13 protein-coding genes and 1 tRNA gene are annotated in these 18,069 nt (G+C 29.2%); 8 read left to right on the forward strand and 6 right to left on the reverse strand.

Features of this window, described 5'->3' with window-relative positions; all coding sequences use genetic code 11:
- The first annotated feature begins 352 nt into the window (after positions 1 to 352).
- The 3 genes from ACI48Q_RS15990 (at position 353) to ACI48Q_RS16000 (ending at position 4,182) form a co-directional block, all read left to right on the forward strand.
- Positions 353 to 1,114, forward strand: coding sequence for a hypothetical protein (locus ACI48Q_RS15990; RefSeq protein WP_474920121.1), 762 nt, complete (start codon positions 353 to 355; stop codon positions 1,112 to 1,114).
- A gap of 106 nt (positions 1,115 to 1,220) precedes the next feature.
- On the forward strand, positions 1,221 to 2,819 hold the full coding sequence (locus tag ACI48Q_RS15995; RefSeq protein ID WP_474920122.1) for a glycosyltransferase: 1,599 nt from the start codon (positions 1,221 to 1,223) through the stop codon (positions 2,817 to 2,819).
- A gap of 208 nt (positions 2,820 to 3,027) precedes the next feature.
- The gene (locus ACI48Q_RS16000; protein ID WP_474920123.1) at positions 3,028 to 4,182 is read left to right on the forward strand and encodes an MFS transporter; all 1,155 of its coding nucleotides are present in this window, start codon (positions 3,028 to 3,030) and stop codon (positions 4,180 to 4,182) included.
- Positions 4,183 to 4,247: 65 nt separating this feature from the next.
- On the opposite strand, the gene ACI48Q_RS16005 is transcribed toward ACI48Q_RS16000, so the two are convergent.
- The 3 genes from ACI48Q_RS16005 to ACI48Q_RS16015 form a co-directional block, all read right to left on the reverse strand.
- Positions 4,248 to 5,093: a phage holin family protein gene (locus ACI48Q_RS16005; protein WP_474920124.1), complete on the reverse strand. Its 846-nt coding sequence runs from the start codon at positions 5,091 to 5,093 to the stop codon at positions 4,248 to 4,250.
- Between the two features lie 672 nt (positions 5,094 to 5,765).
- A complete protein-coding gene (locus tag ACI48Q_RS16010) occupies positions 5,766 to 8,243 on the reverse strand; it encodes a CoA-disulfide reductase (protein ID WP_474920125.1) in 2,478 nt (825 codons plus the stop codon).
- A gap of 194 nt (positions 8,244 to 8,437) precedes the next feature.
- Positions 8,438 to 8,734: an ArsR/SmtB family transcription factor gene (locus ACI48Q_RS16015; protein WP_474920126.1), complete on the reverse strand. Its 297-nt coding sequence runs from the start codon at positions 8,732 to 8,734 to the stop codon at positions 8,438 to 8,440.
- A gap of 193 nt (positions 8,735 to 8,927) precedes the next feature.
- Here ACI48Q_RS16015 and eutJ point away from each other — a divergent pair, with 193 nt between their 5' ends.
- Complete coding sequence (gene eutJ, locus ACI48Q_RS16020) at positions 8,928 to 9,749, forward strand: ethanolamine utilization protein EutJ (protein WP_474920127.1); 822 nt, start codon at positions 8,928 to 8,930, stop codon at positions 9,747 to 9,749.
- A gap of 655 nt (positions 9,750 to 10,404) precedes the next feature.
- Here the strand turns inward: eutJ and ACI48Q_RS16025 are convergent.
- Complete coding sequence (locus ACI48Q_RS16025; protein WP_474920190.1) at positions 10,405 to 11,163, reverse strand: helix-turn-helix domain-containing protein; 759 nt, start codon at positions 11,161 to 11,163, stop codon at positions 10,405 to 10,407.
- A gap of 290 nt (positions 11,164 to 11,453) precedes the next feature.
- Positions 11,454 to 11,891 (reverse strand): Fur family transcriptional regulator, encoded by a 438-nt coding sequence (locus ACI48Q_RS16030; RefSeq protein ID WP_474920128.1) that lies wholly within the window; start codon positions 11,889 to 11,891, stop codon positions 11,454 to 11,456.
- A 390-nt stretch (positions 11,892 to 12,281) separates the two neighbouring features.
- Between ACI48Q_RS16030 and ACI48Q_RS16035 the strand changes: the two genes are divergently transcribed.
- From ACI48Q_RS16035 to ACI48Q_RS16045, 3 genes are all read left to right on the forward strand, one after another.
- The gene (locus ACI48Q_RS16035) at positions 12,282 to 13,319 is read left to right on the forward strand and encodes a M42 family metallopeptidase (protein WP_474920129.1); all 1,038 of its coding nucleotides are present in this window, start codon (positions 12,282 to 12,284) and stop codon (positions 13,317 to 13,319) included.
- 212 nt (positions 13,320 to 13,531) lie between these two features.
- Positions 13,532 to 13,606 (forward strand) — tRNA-Gln (locus ACI48Q_RS16040).
- Between the two features lie 62 nt (positions 13,607 to 13,668).
- On the forward strand, positions 13,669 to 14,148 hold the full coding sequence (locus tag ACI48Q_RS16045) for a hypothetical protein (protein WP_474920130.1): 480 nt from the start codon (positions 13,669 to 13,671) through the stop codon (positions 14,146 to 14,148).
- Positions 14,149 to 14,303: 155 nt separating this feature from the next.
- Here ACI48Q_RS16045 and ACI48Q_RS16050 read toward each other — a convergent pair whose 3' ends face one another.
- Complete coding sequence (locus tag ACI48Q_RS16050) at positions 14,304 to 15,686, reverse strand: MATE family efflux transporter (RefSeq protein ID WP_474920131.1); 1,383 nt, start codon at positions 15,684 to 15,686, stop codon at positions 14,304 to 14,306.
- Between the two features lie 431 nt (positions 15,687 to 16,117).
- Between ACI48Q_RS16050 and ACI48Q_RS16055 the strand changes: the two genes are divergently transcribed.
- Positions 16,118 to 17,956, forward strand: a complete 1,839-nt coding sequence (locus ACI48Q_RS16055) for an APC family permease (RefSeq protein WP_474920132.1) — start codon at positions 16,118 to 16,120, stop codon at positions 17,954 to 17,956.
- Positions 17,957 to 18,069 lie beyond the last annotated feature (113 nt).

Here is an 18,069-nt window from a genome sequence, read left to right on the forward strand (position 1 = left end):
TATATACAAGGCTTTGTTTTAAATCATTGCTTATAATGAACTGCATGTTATTGCAATTTATTACAAGCAATTTAAAACAAGGCTTTTTTATATAAGTTGCAATTAAGTTTCTTACATTTTTATTTATCATTTTAGAGATCTTAGGTTATATAATTTTATCAATAATTTTAAATTTTATATTCTATATTCTTAATTGGAACTTATATATTAAAATTTAGACAAATTATAGAAAGTAAATAAAGTTATTTAATTATTCTTTTGGCATAAATATAGAGTAATTATCCATTTAATTAAATATAGAGTAAGTGTACCTCATATTTATAAGGATTAATTTATTATAAGGAGGTTATTTATGAAGGATTCATTAACTATGGCCAATATCAATATCTTTGCTATTTTAAGGAGTTTAGAAGAACTATGTGATTTAGATAGTGAGACACAAGAAATCATAAAAGGAAAAGATATGATTATTCAATTAATTGTTAAAAGTGGTCCTAGAGCATATATTACTTTAAAAAATGGAAAGTGTAGCGTTGCAAGAGGAGAGGAAAATTGCAATATAAAGCTATACTTCAAATCACCAGAGCATTTAAATGAAATGTTTAATGGAAAAGGTAATCCAATTCCGTTAAAAGGATTAAGTCAAATTAACTTTCTTAAAAATGAATTCATGAAATTAAGAAATCGATTAAGCTATTTCTTAAAGCCAACAGATGAACTTTTAAAAAATCTACATTACTTTGAGATCAATACTATTTTATCCGCTTATGTAGCATTTATGTCTCTAGTTCAAATTGCTAATTATGATGACCAAGGAAAATCTAATGCAAAAAGAATCTCAAAAGGAATAGTTACTATTGACGGATTAAATTCGAGACTAGGATTTCATATTATTTCTGATGGAAAGGGAGAGTTGGAAGGGAAGAAAGGTGTTGTAACACAACCGATGGCTAATATTTCTTTTAATTCTTTAGAAACAGTTAATGCCATATTAAATAGTAAAATAGATTTCTTCTCATGTGTAGCTAAGGGAAAGATTAAAATAAATGGAGATATTACTATTATCAATCATTTGAATAAATTACTATGTCAAGTACCTCAATATCTGAAGTAATGATAACATTACATGAAAATATATAACATTAGTAAACATAGGTACATTTCATAAATATACTAGATTATATAGTAAAATTTAGAAGTATATCAGAGGTGAAAAGTGCATGACGAAGAAGATAATGATAGCTAGTACAATTCGTAAAGAAAAGGAGATATTAAAGGAATTCTTTAAATCTTTAAATGAACTAAAAAAAGGGGATTTTCACATAGCCTATTGCTTTATAGATGATAATGAGGACTTTGAATCATCTACACTTATTAATGAATTTGTAGAGAAAAATAATGCAAGGGTATTAAAAGTAAATAACATTTCAAATGCGAAGGATAAATATATTTGTAATGACATAACTCATAGGTGGACAAATAACTTAATAGATAAAATTATTATATTAAAGAACTCAATTATAGAGTTTTTTTTATCAACTCCCTATGAGTATTTATTTTTTGTGGATTCTGATTTAATACTACATCCAGAAACTTTAAAATCTTTAATTAATCAAGATAAGGATATAATTTCAAATATATTTTGGACTAAATGGGTACCTAATGGAGAAGAGTTACCACAGGTTTGGTTAAAGGATTTTTATACTATGTATAATGCTAATATGATGAGAAGTGTAACAGAGGAAGAAATAGCTAGAGAAACTGGAGATTTTTTAAATACACTTAAAAATCCAGGAGTGTATAGGGTTGGTGGATTAGGAGCTTGTACATTGATAAAAAGAGCACCCTTAGAAAGAGGAGTTAATTTTAGTGAAATATATAATGTATCTTTTTGGGGAGAGGATAGATATTTTTCACTAAGGGCTGCTGCTTATGGGTATGAGTTATATGTAGATACTCATTATCCAGCCTATCATATTTATAGAATAGAAGAACTTAAAGGGGTAGAAGGTTTTAAGTTAAAGTACAAGAGTATCGATTCAGAAGAAAAAGAAGATAAAAGTAAGGACATTATAGAGAGTAACATCATATCCACACCTTTTATTAGAAAGGCTAAGGAGAAAAATAAATTAACATTATCTATGGTAGTTAAAAACGAAGAGGGAAGATATTTAGAAGAAGCATTAATGGAGCATAGAAAATATATAGATGAGGCTGTAATTATAGATGATGGAAGTACAGATAAAACTGTTGAAATTATTAAGGATATATTAGGAGATAAAAAGCTTATTTTAATACAGAATACAGAATCAGGATTTAAAAATGAGATTAATCTTAGAATGCAACAATGGAGAGAGACCTTAAAGACTGAACCAGATTGGATATTAAATTTAGATGGGGATGAGATGTTTGAGAGAAGCTTTAATGAAGCAATAAGAGATTTGATAGATAGAGATCTAGATATAGACGGATATGGTTTTAGGTTATATGATTTCTGGGATATGGAGCATTATAGAGATGATAATTTGTGGTTTGCACATAAGACCTATAGGACCTTTTTAATAAGATATCAAGAGAACTTTAATTATAAATGGATAGAAACTCCACAGCACTGTGGAAGATTGCCTTATAATATAACGGATTTAAAGATACTTCCTTGCCAATATAGATTAAAGCATTACGGATGGGCAAAGGAAGAGGATAGAGTTAAAAAATATGAGAGATATATGAGGTTAGACCCTGAGGGCAAATTTGGAAATTTTCATCAATACAAGTCTATATTAGATAAAGAACCTCATCTAGAAACTTGGATAGAATAGATTCCATAATTTACAAAAGCATTTATTGGTGATATTATAAATATATAAGTAAATGATTAGTATTAATAGAATTGTGAGTATTAATACAAAACTTTGAAAGGGGAATGTCTTTATGACCGCATCTAAACATTGATTATATGACAATCTAAAGTTTTAAAACCTGCATTAGTAAGGTTTATTTGTCGTATGATGAGATGGAGGATGTAACATGAAGAATAAAAATAAATATGTATTGTATTTTATTGCCTTTTTTCAAGGTTTAGTTTTTTACGGGGCTTTTGCCACTATATTTAGATTAAATAGAGGATTACAGTTAAGTGATATATTCTTTTTAGAGAGTATATTTGTAATACTTATGATGATATTTGAAATTCCCTGGGGAATAATAGGAGATAAATTAGGGTATAAAAAGACTTTAATAATGTCTTATGGAATATTTTTATTATCAAAAATAGCTTTTTATTATGCACATTCTTTTAGTGGATTTTTAGTAGAGGCTATTTTAGGCGCAATAGCTATATCAGGTATATCTGGATGCGACAGTGCCATATTATATTCTTCTATAGACAAGGATGATAGTGAGAAGATTTTTGGTAGATATGGGGCTTTTGGAACTGCTGGTTTTTTAGTATCTTCACTGGTAAGTGGAATAATGGTAGAGCACTCTTTAGATTTATTAGCTTTTGCTACAATAATTCCATATATAATAGCATTTATATTAAGTTTTTTCCTTATAGATATCAAGGTTGATGATGGGGAAAGAAGAGAGGGCATAAAGGATACTTTTAAATTAGCTTTTACTAATAAAAGAATTCTCATATTTATAATAGGTATAGCAATATTAAGCGAAACTACACATAGTATCTGCGTATTCCTAAATCAACCTCTTTATATAAAAAGTGGTATAGACATGAAGTGGTTTGGTATATTAACTGCATTAATGCAGGTGGCAACTTTTATATCTATAAAATCTCATAAAATAAAGAGATATATGGGAGATAAAAGTGTATATCTATTATCTATAATTTTGGTTATAGTAAGCAATGTATTTTTGATATTCAGTTCAAGTTGGTATGTAACCATTATATTGATATTTATAATAGAAGGCGCGTTTGCCTTAACTCAACCGCTAACAGAGACCATAAAAAACAAAAGTATAACTTCTTTAAATAGAGCTACTATTTTATCTTCCTATGCAATGATAGGAAATATCGTATCAGCTATAAGCAACGGAATTATAGGAATTACGGCAGAGATATCATTACAAGCTGCATTGATATGTTGTGTAGTTCTCAATTTTATGGTAATAGGAATAATGTATTTTGCTATAAGAAGTCTGGAAGACACAAATATTAGAATATAAGATTTAAGTCACCTCTAAATAGAGGTGACTTTTCATTTGAAACTACATCTAAAGCTAAAGATATCTTAAGCTGATTCAGCTATTAACTTATATAAAAACAATAGCACATCTTCAGTTAATTTTTGTTTCTTTTCTTCTAGGGATTCGTTACTGTAGCATAAATTTTTAATTTCATTCTTCCAAGTCATCATATCTTCAGATTTTGGATTTACTACTTTACAAATTATAGTAGAAGAGATATTTTTTCTCTTACATTCTTGGTAAATTTTATCATTAGAAATATTGAGAGATGCCATGACTTTATAATAAAATAAATCTTTATTATCAGAAGTAAAAAAGGTATCAGAGTTTAAAATTATTATAAAGTCAGTAAATTCCTTTAATATTATAGTATATAAATCTCGTGTTTGTTCTTCATTTATATTTGATATATTGTGAGACAATTCATTTATATCTAAAGGTAATTGAAATTTTATATCATTAGGTTTGAATAATGAATCAATCACAGTATTATCGAATTGCTTTAATATCATATTCCGAATAGCAGGAGGTATAGGAACTCCTAGAAGGGTCAAATTTTCAAGTACACTTAATCCTTCTGTTATAATTAAATAGGTAGTAATGGCGTGGGTTATAACAATTGTATTTACCATTGAGGAAATTCCTATTTCTAGCAAACGTACCACTAGTATGGCTAGAAAATAAGTTATAACTTTTCCAATACCGCTTTTTATTCCTGAACTGCTAAATTTCTTCATTCTAATGGCATATGCAATTCCAGTAAAAGTATCAAGAAACAGCATAGTAATTAAAATATAAATTGGAATTTGAAATGGTGAAAATATGGTTATAAGAGTTGTAGCTAAAAGTTTCATTGGCCACCAACTAAATACTCTATCTAGTTCATACATAATCAACACCTATAATCCTTTGAATTAGAAGTAAAAGTATATCTTAATTTTCAATAGTACTTCTTTTCATCTAAGATATAAGATTAACGAAGATTGAGGAATTAGCAATAAAGTGGAATTTAACTTATGAATTAATTTGAAAAGAAGAGCTATGAAAAAAATAAGATGAATACAATAACCAGTTTAAACTTAACCAGTTAAACTTATTCTAATATAGTTTATGCTATGAAGGAGCAAAGGTGTAAATATTTATTTTAGGTTTTAGATATATAAGTTGTAATTAAGTTTCTACATTATACAGATAGGCTTAAATATAAAATTAAATTAATTAGAACTTCATATTATTACTGCTCAACCGTTTCGAAACCTTGATTTACTAAGGCACTATTCAAGAAAAAATCTAAAATACAACAACTCACTACGTTCGAACAGGTTGTATTTCTTAACGATTTTTTCTTTCATAGCTCCTAAGTAAATCTAAACTTTCTGCAAATGGTATTCACAGCAATAATATGAAGTTCAATTTAAATATTTCATAAAATGAAAACCTATTTGTATAATGTAGTTTCATTATTGAAATCTATATATTTAAAAAATTGGATTTGTTTTAATACATTATTGACTTTAGGTCCACATATTAAAACAAAGCCATTTTAAAAGAATCTTGATTAACTAGATAAATAAATTTAATCCAGAGTCTTCAGTAGATGCTAAGTAGGAAGCAACTCCACCTATTTCAACGCCATCAATAAACTCTTCCTTTTTAATTCCCATTAAATCCATAGACATAGAGCAAGCAACTATCTTAACCCCCATATTTATAGCATTAAATATAAGAGTATCTAAGCTATCTACATTATTTTTATCCATTATGTGTTTAATCATCTTAGGTCCCATACCAGCCATATTCATTTTAGATAATGGAAGCTTTCCAGTGTTACTAGGAAGCATAATATCAAACATCTTTTCCATGGTATCCTTTTTAACAGAAGGTTTTTCTTTCTTCTTGAGGATATTTAACCCCCAGAAGGTAAAAAACATGGTAACAGGTTTTCCCATAGATGCTGCACCAGTAGCTATTATAAATGAAGCTATTGCTTTATCTAAATCTCCACTGAAGACTACCATAGTAGCACCATCCTTATCAGACTTTGTAATAGCAACAGTATCCTTGTTAGCTGAAGTGCAGTTATAGCCCTTTTGTATCCAAGCTACAAAGGCTTTTTTATCTTTGTTGAAATCACTTTTCATTAGGGTATTACCTGTTTTATCACACCAACTTTGAATGTCCTTATTAAAACCAGGGTCAGTAGCTCTAACTTCAAGGATGTCTCCATCCTTTAATTTATTTATCGCTTCAAACACTTTTCGAATTGGACCAGGGCACTGTAGTCCACAAGCATCTAAGGTTACACTAGCTTTTTTAAAAGCACTTGTATCTATTTTACTTTCAGATTCAGTTATTGGTTTTTCGAAGGAATAAGAATCATTTTTAAAGGTAGGTTTTACCTTAGCAAGGGAATAAGTCTTATATCCACCATCAAGATTTATACATTTATATCCAAGTTGAGTAAGAATCCTACAGGCTATATATCCACGGAGTCCAACCTGGCAGTAGATATATATAGTTTTATCTGTTGGAAGGTCATCTAGATTTTTTCTTATAGTACCTAATGGTATATTTACTGAATTTTCTAAAGCTCCAGTGGAAAATTCAAGTGGTTCTCTCACATCAAGTATAAATTCACCATCTTTAATTAAATCATCTATTTCATACCACTGTATAGTATCTACCATATCTTCTAGAATATTAGAAGCTACATAACCGGCCATATTAACTGGATCTTTAGCAGAAGAATATGGTGGAGCATAACAAATCTCTAAATCAGGTAAATCAAATACGGTAAGTTTTCCCTTAATAGCAGTAGCAATAACATCGATACGTTTGTCTACACCATCTAATCCTATACCTTGAGCTCCTAAGATTCTACCATCTACAGGGTCGAATAATAGTTTTAAAGAAATTGGAAAAGCACCAGGATAATAGCTGGCATGGGAGCCAGGATGTACATGAACAGCCTTATAATTCATTCCAAGCTTCATTAAAGTTTTTTCATTGTTACCAGTGGTGGCTACAGTTAAATCAAAGACCTTTGCTATTGAAGAACCTAGAGTTCCAAGATATTTAGTCTGTTTACCGAATATATTATCAGCTACAATTCTTCCTTGTCTATTAGCAGGCCATGCTAATGGAATCATAGTAGGCTTTCCATTTATATAGTCAGTTACTTGTACAGCATCTCCTAGAGCATAAATATTGTCATCAGAAGTTTTCATGTACTGGTCAACAATTATGGCTTTTCTTTCATTTACTTCAAGTCCTGCTTCCGATGCAATTTTACTTTCTGGCTGTACTCCAATTGATAAAATAATCATATCAGTGGAAATTTCCATTCCGCTATTTAAAAGAACTTTACTTCCATTATTTTTAAAGGACTTAACTCCATCTTCAAGGATTAAATTTACACCCTTATCAATTAAATGTTCATGAACTATGGCAGCCATTTCATAATCAAGGGGAGCCATGACTTGATTTGCCATTTCCACTAGTGTGACACAAACTCCTCTATCATGAAGATTTTCTGCCATTTCTAGACCAATGAATCCACCACCAACAATAACTGCATTCTTTGGTTTATTGTCATCAACAAAGCCTTTAATTTTATCAGTATCTGGAATATTTCTGAGAGTGAATATATTATTAGCTTCTTTAATTCCAGGAATAGGTGGAGCAATTGGATTGGCACCAGGAGACAGAACTAATATATCATAACTCTCTTCATAGGTATCGTTAGTATTAGTATTTTTAACAACAACAGTTTTATCTTTTCTATTTATTTTTATAACTTCACTGAAATTTCTTATGTCCATATTAAATCTATTAGACATGCCTTCAACAGTTTGAACTAAAAGTTTATTTCTTTCAATGATGGTTTCTCCTATATAGTAAGGAAGTCCACAGTTTGCAAAGGAAATAAACTCACCCTTCTCAAACATAACTATTTCACAAGTTTCATCTAATCTTCTAAGACGAGCAGATGCAGAAGCTCCTCCAGCAACTCCACCAACAATAACAATTTTTTTACCCATAAAAAATACTCCTTTCAAAACAATTCATATAATTAAATTTAAACATTATAATATTCAAATTTTACGATTTAATATTTATTTAAAAAGAAGCCTTTAATATTATTGACTCCTTTTAAGATGAAACTACAATATTGTTATAACCAATATTGACATTATTTTAATAATTATTTATTAAGCATTATAATTTATAAATCTTATCTAAATAAAATTTTAATTAAATCTTCAATGATATCATCACTAACTCTGTAAGTTATTTCAAGCCCATTTCTCTCCCAATCTATAATTCCACAAGATTTTAATTTTGATATATGTTGGGATATAGTAGATTGAGGCATATTCAAGCATTGCTGCATATTAGTAACATTACTGCCACCACTTTGAATTAATCCTTTTACAATGCAAAGTCTTACTGGATGAGCTAGGGCCTTTAAAATATTTGCTTTTTCTTCGAAAATCTTTGGATTGGTTAAAAAAGTTTGTGCTGCGTCCATTATTTATCCCTCCATATTATTATATTTAAATAATACGATATTGTTTATTATTTGTCAATATATTTCTGAAAATTTAGTATTCAGTATTATTTTCATTAATTCAATATAAAATGTTAATATATCTTAGGATAAAAAATCTCTAGTAGAGAATAATTATATTAACTATATATTGCTTTTGTTAGGAGGAAAAAATTTGTCTACATTTGAGAAATGTAATTCTATAGTTAAAACTTTTGAAGAGAGTATTGAAAACCCCATAGTTAACAAAAAAACGAAGTATCTTACAGGAGTGGATTTAGGAACTGCTTTTATAGTAATAACTGTGCTGGATGAAAATTATAATCCATTGTGTGGAGCATATAAATATGCTTCGGTGGTTAGAGATGGCTTAGTAGTAGATTATATAGGAGCTATAAGAATAGTTAAGGAGCTAAAGGCACAAATTGAAGATAAATTAGGATGTGAACTTGTATATGCTGCTACAGCTTTTCCCCCAGGAACAGCCACAAATGATGCAAAAGCCATAAAGAATGTGGTAGAGAGTGCTGGATTTGAAGTTACAAATATGTTAGACGAGCCGACAGCAGCTAATTCACTATTAGAGATTAAGAATGGAGCTATTGTAGATATTGGTGGAGGATCAACAGGAATAGCTATATTTCAAGATGGAAAGGTTGTATATGTGGCAGATGAACCTACTGGAGGAACTCATTTTTCACTAATATTATCAGGAGCTCATAAAATATCCTTTGATGAGGCAGAAATTATAAAGAGAGATTTCAAAAGACATGAAGAAAATTTTTTGCTTATTAGACCGGCTATTCAGAAGGTAGCATCTATAATTAAGTATCACATAAAAGGTTATGAAGTCAATGATATATATTTAGTAGGAGGAACTTGCTGTTACACAGGATTGGAGCAGGTAATAGAAAAAGAAACAGGAATAGAAACTCATAAACCGTCAAATCCGATGTTTGTAACTCCTATTGGAATAGCTATGAATTGTGATATATAAAGAAGTTGTCTCAAAAATGATTTCTAAAATCATTCTGAGGCATAGCATCATTTTTTATTTTACACAAGAAAATAAGTACAAATCACTCTAATCAATTCCTCATGAAAAGTTTAAATTTTTTTATCTTTAAATTTAATTTCGTTAATTTAATTATTGTTTATATTATAATTGTACGTTCTAGCTAATATTAAAATGATGAATTTTAACATACCCTAAGAAATACATAGTTAGGTAGGGAAAAGTAATATTATATTTATAGATATGACAGCACTTATTACTTCATAAGTGCTGTTTAAATTTGAGTAAGTTACAGTTAGTATTAATTATTTATCAATTATTATTAAAAGGTTCACCTTACTTTTTAGTGTGTTATATAGTAAGTGAACTACCACCGAGATAAGCAACGGCCGCTTCGGCATTTTCTATAAATTACTATTATTTATACTCAATAAAAAATATAAAAATCCCCCTATAGTTAAAAACGATTTTTAATCTAAAAGTAGCAACTAGTTTTTAAAAAACTTTTCGACAATTATGGAGATTTTTAATATAAGAAAAAAGCTACAAAGTCTAAAACAAGTAATCTAAATAGGATAGGTGTGTTACGGATGGTAGCCATCGAATAAAAGAGAAAGTAGTTGTAAATAACTATAAGCTATTTACAACTACGCCTAAATTCTAGAGGTGTTTTATTAACAAGCTTTTTAAATACCATGGTATAATAGTTTTGATTATTAAATCCCACATCTAGAGCTATATCTAGAATAGGTTTATCGCTATGAAGTAGAAGTTCTTTACTTTTCTCAATCCTAAACATATTTAAAAAGTTTGAGAAGGTTAGTCCGGTTTCTTGCTTGAAAATAGTGCAAAAGTAACATTTATTTATATTAAGCTTATTTGATAAATAATCTATTGATATGGCTCCATTATAGTTTTTATGAATGTATTTAATAGCCTTTTTTACAATAGAGTGCATAGGAGCGTTATTATTATCAACAGGATTACTATGATCATCTAAGGTAAGTTTTATCAATTCTACTATATATTTAATGCAGCTTTCAGGTCTGTAGGTAATAGTTGATAGGTTAAGATTATCTTTTATTAATAGAAGAGTCTTATTACTTCTATAAGGACCTAGAACAAAATAGTTATTTATGAATTTACTGTCAGATAGAAATATATAGGAAAATTTTATATTGTTATCAAATTCAAGGGTAAAAATATCATTAGAAGCATTAATGTTATTGGTGCTTCTAATTTTTTTACTCACATCATAATCTGTAAATATTTTCATCACATCTTCATCTAGTCCCATAGAGCCTAGAAGTTCGCCGTTACGGCTCAAGCATAATATTGGCATTTTACTACTGTAATATATTGTTTCAAGAATAGAATTCAATTTTTCTTCAAACATTAAAGTCACTAATTAATCACTCTCCAAAATTTATATAAATCTAATTTAAAAGTACAAATAGAATTAAGAAATTGATAATCATTATCATATATTATTAAACCATAAACTTTATAATCAATCAATTAAAACAAATAAAGGGTTTAAAAAATAAAAAGGTAGCTTTATTTGGAGAGGAGGATACAATAATAAATATATATCCCAATTATGGGGGGAAATATAGTGTTATTTCTAATAGGACATAAGAAAAGCTAAACTAAATAGAGATACTTCCTTTGAGCTTAGCTTTGTTTTTATAATATAACCTTAGATTTACATTCAGGGCAGTACCCAAAAATTTCAAGTTTGTGACCTAAAACATGGAATCCAGTATCAACTTCTACAGTTCTTTCAAAAGCATTGAGTGGACAATATTCTATTGAGATAATTTTCTTGCATTGTACGCATATTAGGTAATGCTTATGTTCCATATGGTTTATTTCATATAGGGCTTTCTTACCTTCTGACAGATTAGATTTGAGAGCTACATTTTTTGCAACAAAGAGTTCCAGAGTTCTATATATTGTAGATAAGTTCAATGTATTATCTATAAGCTGAACCTTATAAAATATATCTTCAGCAGAAGTAGGAAATGGCAAATCCAATAGCACATCTAATATGAGCTGTCTTTGTTTAGTGCATTTTATATCCAGGTTATGAAAAAATACCTTGTAATCTATATTTTTATTCATAATAGACATCCTTTCAACTTATATTAAAATCAACCTAAAGTTTCATATTCTTATATATAGGAAATAAAATTCAAATTATAATGTTTCATGTTATATAATTATTATATACGAAGACCATGAGTTTTCCAATATTTTATAGTTTCAATTTATAATTTCATATAGTAATTACAAGCAGGTTGTGAATTGAACTGTTTATAGAATTTTATAAATAATTAATCAACAGCAATTGGAAACTATACATTGAATATGGTATAATTTACATGGAGAATATACTGATTATTATAATAGTTCTGAATAAGGTATTTGAAATGAAAAAATAAGTAAAATGTATGTAAAGGATTTATAATAACAGAGTATAGTAATTTATCATAAGTTGGAGGTAAGAGTAGCATGGAACTAAAGGTTAACAAAGAGTATGTATTAGATACTGCGAAGGAATTATTACAGTTTGACAGTCCTAGTGGTTTTTGTTTTGGAATAATGGACATGATTGCTTCATGGGCAGAAAAGTTTGGCTATGATTTTGAAAGAACTATAAAGGGTTGTGGAATAATAACTGTACCTGGAGAAAGTAATGAACAAGTAATAGGGTTATCTGCCCACGTAGATACTCTTGGAGCTATGGTTAGATCAATAACTAGCAATGGTACTTTAAAGTTCACACTAATTGGAGGACCTATTGTACCTACATTGGATGGAGAGTATTGTAAAATTAGAACTAGAGACGGAAGGATTTATGCTGGTACATTCTTAAGTACAAGCCCAGCAGCTCATGTATATGAAGATTGTGTTTCTAAAAAACGAGATGCTAACAATATGGAAATAAGAATCGATGAAGTAGTGAAATCTAAAGAAGATGTAGAAAATTTAGGAATATGTGCTGGAGATTTTATATTTATAGATCCTAAGACTACTGTTACAGAGAGCGGCTTCTTAAAATCAAGATTTATTGATGATAAAGGAAGTGTCGCTTGTTTAATGGGATTATTAGATCTATTTAAGAAAACAAAAACAACTCCTAAGTATACCACTAAAATATTTATTTCTACTTATGAAGAGGTTGGTCATGGTTCTTCCTATATACCACAGGATATAACTGAGATGCTAGCTGTAGATATGGGATGTATAGGAGAAGATTTAAGCTGTACAGAATATGATGTATCCATATGTGCTAAGGATTCAGGAGGACCATATGATTATAATATGACTACAAAGTTAGTAGAGCTTGCTAAGAAAAATGGAATTAATTATGTAGTAGATATTTATCCATTTTATGGTTCAGATGTAGGTGCAGCATTACATGGTGGAAACAATATAAGAGGAGCTCTTATAGGACCAGGAGTTCATGCATCACATGGTATGGAGAGAACTCACTATAATGCAATGGAAAGCACAATTAAATTATTATATTTCTATTTAACAGAATAGAAAAAATATAATGGCCTCTAGGTTTATTCCATAAGATGGGATGAGTCTAGGGGTTATTATGTTTTATAAGAGTGAAATTTAATTTTATATATTTGAAATTCAAATAGCTATCATTATTTCTATAAATAATAAGTATTAGACAATTATGACATTAAATAATAGAATCTAATTGTGGAAAGAATAAAAGATTTCGCATCAAGAAACTTAAATAATGGGGTATAGCCAAGTGGTAAGGCATCAGACTCTGACTCTGAGTATCGTAGGTTCGAATCCTACTACCCTAGCCATGTTTTTGTATAATAATTATTTTTTACTATCATTAATATTTAACTTTAGGGAGGGTATTCTTATGGATTATGAGGCTCTGTTATTGTTAAGTGAAGAGGAAAGAGAAATAGTTATGAGGAATCAGCTAGGAGATGAAAAGTGCAAATTAATTGATAAGTATGATTTGTATCCTAATAACAGGCTATATTGGGAAAGGCGTCAAGAGAAGTATCCTACCCAGGAATATTTTAGCCACAAGATGGCATTAAAGACTTCAGTTATAGGAATTATATTTCATATAAATAGACTATGTTATGCAAAAACAAAATATTTTCAAGAGAATTGGGATGAGTATGTCCCTTGTATATTTAAGCATGACGAGGGGTTTGTAGAAACAGAGATTTATAACATGGAGTATATTAAGCAAAGGCATACTAACATAGTACTTGATCTAAGGGAATTAGCGAAAATTCATTGGATAAGTGAATTTAGAGAGCTATGTAAATACTTAGAAGAGAGTTTAGAAAAGGTAAAGCATGATTCATATAGCAGTGCTGTATGATTTTATAATAGAATTTAACATCATCAATTATAAGAGGAAGTCACTGACTTCCTCTTTATTTTATAGATATATGGAAGCAAGATATATTTCTATTAAATTTTATTGGCAATATTCTTATCAATAGTATAATAATTCAAATGAATAAAAATAGACATTTACACTGTTTTTGTAACTTTATTATCAGATATGGCAGAGACCCATTTCACTCTGCTTATTAAGATGGTAGTTATTAATGCTGCCATATAATTTGAGAATAGATTACCCCAGAATACGGAATAAAAACCTAAATATTTTTCTGTTGCTAAGATAAATAGATATCTTAAAAGCCATATTCTCAGAATACTTATAATTAGTGGGATTCCTGTACGGCCCAATCCTATAAATGCATTTTGTTCCACCATACATATACCAAAGCCAATAACTGAATAAGTATAAATATGAAGAGATTTGTTAGCGATATCAAGAACATTCTGTTGACGAGTGAATAAAATAGTAAGTTGTGAAGATAGAGGTACAACTATAGCTATTAGAATAGCAGCAGTTATAGCACTTATAACACATCCTACGAAACAAGATCGTTTAGCTCTAGCACCTTGTCCAGCTCCTACATTCATACTTACCATAGTTGCTATGGCAGCACCAAATGAGGAAGGCAAATTAAAGCAAACAGAAGTTATATTATTTGCAATACCTTGGCCATTTAATACAATAGCCCCATACTTTGCTACTTCATTGTTAATAAGGAAGAAACCTAAATTAAGCATTATGCTAGACAACATAGATGGTATTGCTATGCGTATTAATTTCTTTAAAATTCTAAAATCAAATTTAAATCCCTTTATTGTTAATCTATCATCACTGACCTTTACAAATAATTCATAGAACATCCAGATACATATCAAAATATTTGAAACTAAAGATGCAAGGACAGATCCTACAATTCCTAAGTGAAGAATAGCTATAAATATAATATTAAATATAACTTTTAAAATTAACATTAAGACCATTCTTATAAAGGTAGCCTCAGGCTTACCACTGGCATTTTTAATTGAATTATAAATGGATTCTACAAAAGAAAAGGGGATAACTAATGCATATAGTGATATATAAAGAAATACATCATGAGAAATTTGAGGATCAACATTTTTAGATATAGGAAAAGATATCATAGCGAGGATCGGTGCCATAATACAACCTAAAATAAAAGAAAGAACCATGATTTGTGTAGAAGCACGTTTAGCATCTTCGATTTTTCCTTTACCATTCATCTGACCAAGCATAGCCATTCCGGCGACGCTAAGACCTTGAGCTAATGCACTCATCATGTTTATAACAGGTGTTGAATATGTAATAGAACTGGCTGCTACTGTTCCTACAATATTATTAATAAAAAGTCCATCAATAACAGGCATAATTGATTGAATTAATCCCATCATTAAGGTAGGAACTGACAGCATTAGAATGGTTTTAGGCAGAGAACCATTTAATATTAACTCACGTCTCTCTTCTGTTTTTTGATGTAGAAAATTAAATTTCATACTAAAATACACCAACTTTCATAAAACAAAATGTTCAATATATAGAAGTATATTACTTAATATACAATAGAACACAACATAATTATACTCCAAGTGATACAAAGTATCAAATTTAAGGAATTTTTTAAATAGTATACTAAGAATATATAGAAATTTCTGTATTATGATTTAATGATTTAGTAGAGTTGCATTTCATAATAACATTAACGGTCTAAAAGATTTGTTTTAAAAATAAAATAAAGTAAATACTATAATATATATTCTCGATAATAATGCAATTCAGTAACATTATGAAGGATAATTTAAGTAAATTAAACTTAAATGCAAATATATCATAGGATTTAAGTTTAATTACAAATTGAGTTATCTACATTCAGAATATAGAATACTAAGATATACACATAATAATTTTAAACCTTGGAGGAATTTATATGATAAAGGAAATACAATCCTTGTTGCTTGGAAAAACATTGAGAACAGAAGAGTTAAGTAAAGAAAAGTTCAATGTTCTTTGGGGGTTACCGATTTTATCAAGTGATGCCATATCATCAGTAGCCTATGCTGTAGAGGAAATTCTTTGGGTGCTTATTCCAATATTGGGTATAGCCTCCTATAAAAATATGTTCTATGCAGCTATTGCTATTGTAATATTATTATTCATATTGGTATTTTCATATAGACAAACTATTGATAACTATCCTAATGGAGGAGGGTCTTATATTGTTGCCAGTGAGAATCTAGGAAAAATTCCTGGATTAGTAGCAGCATCTTCATTGACCATTGATTATATTCTTACGGTGGCAGTAAGTACCTCTGCAGGAACGGCAGCTATAACCTCAGCATTTCCTATGCTATTGCCATATAAAACAGTAATAACTATATTTATAATATTTCTTATAACCTTAGGAAATTTAAGAGGGATAAGAGAGTCATCTGTAATTTTTGGAATACCGACTTATTTATTTATTTTTTCTATTATTACAATGATTGTAACTGGATTTATAAAAGTTTTGATTTTAGGGCAAATGCCACCTGCTTCAGTAGCTGTGGGAGAGCCACTGCAAGATATAACAATACTTTTATTTTTAAAAGCATTTGCATCCGGATGTACTGCATTAACTGGAGTTGAAGCAGTAAGCGATGGTATACCTAATTTTAAGGCACCAGCTCAAAAAAGAGCAAAAAGAGTATTGACATTATTAGCATTATTAGTGTTGATTATATTTGGTGGTCTTTCATATCTTGCAACTATGTATACAGCAGTGCCTAATCATAAAATTACTGTTGTAGCTCAGATAGCTATTCAAGTATTTGGTCAAAACAGTTTTATGTTTTGGATGATACAGTCAACTACAGCGCTTATACTCATAATGGCTGCAAATACAGCCTTTGCTGATTTACCATTATTATTTTCCATATTAGCAAGAGATGGATATATTCCAAGGCAGTTTGCTAAAAGAGGAAAGAGATTAAGCTTTTCAAATGGTATAGTTTTATTATTTATAGCATCTTCTATATTAGTATATATATTTAAGGGGAGCACACATTTATTAATGCCATTATATGCTGTGGGAGTATTTTTATCTTTTACACTTTCGCAGTCCGGTATGTTTATGAAATGGTGGAGGCTTCGAAATATAGGATGGAAGCACAAAGCCTTTATTAATGGAGTTGGCACCCTAGTTACAGCCGCAACCTGCATTATAATAGGAGCTACAAAATTTATTCATGGTGCATGGGTAGTGTGTATATGTATACCTATATTAGTTTTATTTATGGTAAAAATTAAAAAACATTATGTGAGTGTAGCTAATGATTTAAAAATTGATGTATATGATAAGAATATATGTACTAAAGAAAAGGTAACAAACCATGTAATAGTTCCCGTAGATACCTTTAATAAATCCTTTGTAAAATGTCTAAATTATGGACTAGTAATTGGAGACACGGTGGAAATATATCATGTATCTACTAATGAAGATGAATCAAAGAGATTAAAAGAAAAATATAGTGAGCTTCACATTGATATACCATTCATTGTGGAGGATGCTCCTTTTAGGAATGTAAATGAAACTTTATTAAAATATATAGATAATAGACAATTAAGTATGAAGAGAGGAGAAATGCTGACCATAGTAATGCCGCAATTTACTATTCATTCTTGGTGGCACCAGCTTCTTCACAATCAAACTTCACTATTTATTAGAACTATGCTTCTAAAAAGAAGAAATATTGCAGTGGTAACATTGCCATATTTAATTAAAGAATAAGAAGTATTTTAAAATAAATGTTGATTATAACTGCAGAATAGTACAGTATATTACCTATTTTAGTATATAAAATCAAGATTTATATGAGGATGACATGTAAATCAAGTTTCATT

This window comes from Clostridium sp. LXY-7 (assembly GCF_056172015.1).